Origin of the sequence: Brucella sp. 22210, from assembly GCF_052045675.1 — a bacterium.
Classification (GTDB): domain Bacteria; phylum Pseudomonadota; class Alphaproteobacteria; order Rhizobiales; family Rhizobiaceae; genus Brucella.
On record NZ_JBQEPD010000108.1, the window covers coordinates 1 to 2771 of the forward strand.

Consider the following 2771-nt stretch of genomic DNA (forward strand, 5'->3'; position numbering starts at 1 on the left):
TTCGGGGATTTCTGACCATGATGACCCGGTGCGGAAGCGCCACAGGATTCCGTTGAGAACCATGCGATCATCAACCCGTGGAACGCCACGAGGTTTGCTCGGCAACAGCGGTGCAATAATCGACCATTCTCGTTCCGTGAGTTCATAGCGGCGACGTGACATCAAAGACCTCCAAATCCGAGGCCTTTCAATAACCAATCCATTCAAATAGCTAGCCTATTTATGAGTGCACGGCCTAGTTCGGGCTGAGGGCGGAAACGTACGTGAAGGGGCCAAGCCCGAACCGCCGAAATTTCAGCCGCGATCCTGATTTTTGGGGCAGAAGAATGTTCAGCGGACACGAATATACGATAGACGGTTCCAAAAACGTCCAATTCCATCCTGTTGGTAATTGACTGGGCACAGCTTTCCCGACGGGCTTTATTCAAAAGCCATTACAACGTGGGTTTTTACGCTATTTTATCCGGAAAAGGCGTTCAGCCGTTATCCAAAAGCCGGTTTGCGACTAGCTGTTTGGCCGCGTCGGAACGCAAAATCGTCGATGCCGATGACCGTTAGCTCATCCTTCTGATCAGCCGTGCGGCGGCGAACCACCCGTAGCAACGTGTCGTTGCTTACCGGTACCATCAGACGCTCGGCAAAGGCCGACGCCGACGATACTAACTTCCTCCATAAATGCCTCCTCCTTTGTTGGTGGCTTTACGCACCACCATCTTGGCACATCACGATGCCGGTGGGAGGGGCATCCAACCCATCAGTGGCAATCAACACAGACGCGCTCTAGCAGTGCCAAATGCCTTCGTAGTTACGCTGACGTTCCTATATTATTGCAGCCAATAAATCAGGATATTCGGCGGGGGATGGAATTTATATAGTTCCGCTTGTTACTATTTTCCTTTGTCCGCTTTTTGGAGGACCTAACGCGGCGGCATCTATTAATCATAGTGATGATAAATAATAATACTTTTATATCGGTATTTCGAATTTATTTTTATCGCAATTTATATTTAGATTTTTTATTTAAGGTAATCATAACCGTGCAAAAATTTTATTATAATGCATTTAAACATCGTCAAAAGCACATTAAATGTTCTGGTAAGCAGCGTTCCGCATACGGGCTCGGTATAGTCGTTTCTGCGGCAGTTGTTGGTCTGTGCGGCAGTGCTTGTGCAGGCACTCCCGTTGCACCTACACACGGCTCTGAATTCGTTTCAATGGAAAAAGGCGATAACGGACATTTACGAGAGGGCGACATGAAGACTTCGGCTGAACCAAGGGCGCAAAGCAAGTCAAATGCAAGTGAGGATACTCCTGCAAGCACAAAAAACCCGTATGCCAAGACGAATGATCCGGTACTGAGAAAGGTGGCGCGGGACATTGATCCGCACGACATAGGCTCCAGTGCGATACAAAACGTCATTGATGAACTGCTCAACGATGCCGATAAAGAGCCCATGATCGCCGGTCTGGCAGCGCCTCAGATCGGTCATTCCCTTCAAATCATCGCTATAAATGACCAAGTCTTTTCCGCCACAAAGCCAAAAATAGATCCTACCCAGAAAAAAACGTTCCGGGTGTTTATCAATCCTAAAATCACCTCATCCTCGCACGAAACAATGACCGACCTTGAGGGTTGTTATTCGGTGCCAGGTCTAGCCGGCATTGTCGAGCGAGCCAAAAAAATAACGGTGTCGGCTTATGATCGCGAAGGGAAGCCCATCACGATTGAGGTTGACGGATACATTGCGCGGGTCTTCCAGCACGAAATTGATCACTTGAATGGGCTTATGTATCCTGACCGAATTTTCCGCGACAAGGCCGACGCACATGACCTGCATTACTTGCATGATGCTGATGCGTCGCCGAAAGTGCAGACACAAAAGCTAAACGCGTATCGCGAACAAATTCGCGATTGGATCGCCAAGCATCACGCATTGACGGGGTTTTCATGGCCTCAAACCATCAGCAAGAGTAAATGGGAGGGCGCAATTTCTGAACACAAGCCAGACTGGCACAATGATCCCATGCCGCATGGTGATAAATGAAACCTTTAAGTAGGCCTAGTCGGCCCGAAGCTGCGATTTTGGCCAACTCAAAGAACGGATAGAGAACGTCTGTATTACAAGAGTTCTGACTTAGCGTCTTGATCTACCAGAGCGCGGTAAACGGTCATTCTGGAAACGTTCAGATCGCGAGCAACCTCCGCTTTTGTTGCGCCCGCTGATATTCGTTTGCGGATTTCAACGTCATCGACATTCTTCTTCCGCCCTTTGTACGTTCCCTCGGCTTTTGCCGCATCGATCCCAGCTCTTTGCCTGTCCTTAATGAACTTGAGCTCCATATCGGCAACCATGCCGAGGATGGTAATGGCCATTCGCCCCATGCTTCCCGCCGTCGTCACTTCAGGCTCTTAGAAGTGGTTCGGTTTGTTTGGACAGGTTTTCCTGAATTATAAGTGGAATACTGCCGCTGCTTAAGCCGCTTCGGGAAGCGGTGTGGGATTGAAGTAAGAGTCGGTTTTGAAAGTCCTTGCTACCGTGCCAAACACCTGACGAGCAGCATTACGGAGGCGGCATAGAGGAAAGCCGCGGCAGATTTGATTGAAGCTTCGAAGTCCTTCGCGAGACGTCTGTTTCGGTTGATCCATGCAAGAAAGCGCTCGACGACCCAGCGGCGCGGCAGAACGGCGAAACCGATCTGATCTTTGTTCTTCTTGACGATTTCGACGGCAATGCTGATGGCTTCGGTGACGCGTTCATGGTTGTAGCCGC

General features: G+C 49.6%; 4 protein-coding genes. 1 reads left to right on the top strand and 3 read right to left on the bottom strand.

Features of this window, described 5'->3' with window-relative positions; genetic code table 11:
• The coding region (locus tag ACTJKP_RS26645; RefSeq protein WP_440632666.1) for a transposase at positions 1–162 on the bottom strand (162 nt) is incomplete at its 3' end.
• A 785-nt stretch (positions 163–947) separates the two neighbouring features.
• Here ACTJKP_RS26645 and def point away from each other — a divergent pair.
• Positions 948–2045, top strand: coding sequence for a peptide deformylase (gene def / locus ACTJKP_RS26650; RefSeq protein WP_440632800.1), 1098 nt, complete (start codon positions 948–950; stop codon positions 2043–2045).
• Positions 2046–2119: 74 nt separating this feature from the next.
• Here the strand turns inward: def and ACTJKP_RS26655 are convergent, their stop codons facing one another.
• On the bottom strand, positions 2120–2401 hold the full coding sequence (locus ACTJKP_RS26655) for a helix-turn-helix domain-containing protein (RefSeq protein WP_440632801.1): 282 nt from the start codon (positions 2399–2401) through the stop codon (positions 2120–2122).
• Between the two features lie 131 nt (positions 2402–2532).
• On the bottom strand, positions 2533–2771 hold a 239-nt coding region (locus tag ACTJKP_RS26660), incomplete at its 5' end, for a transposase (RefSeq protein WP_440632802.1).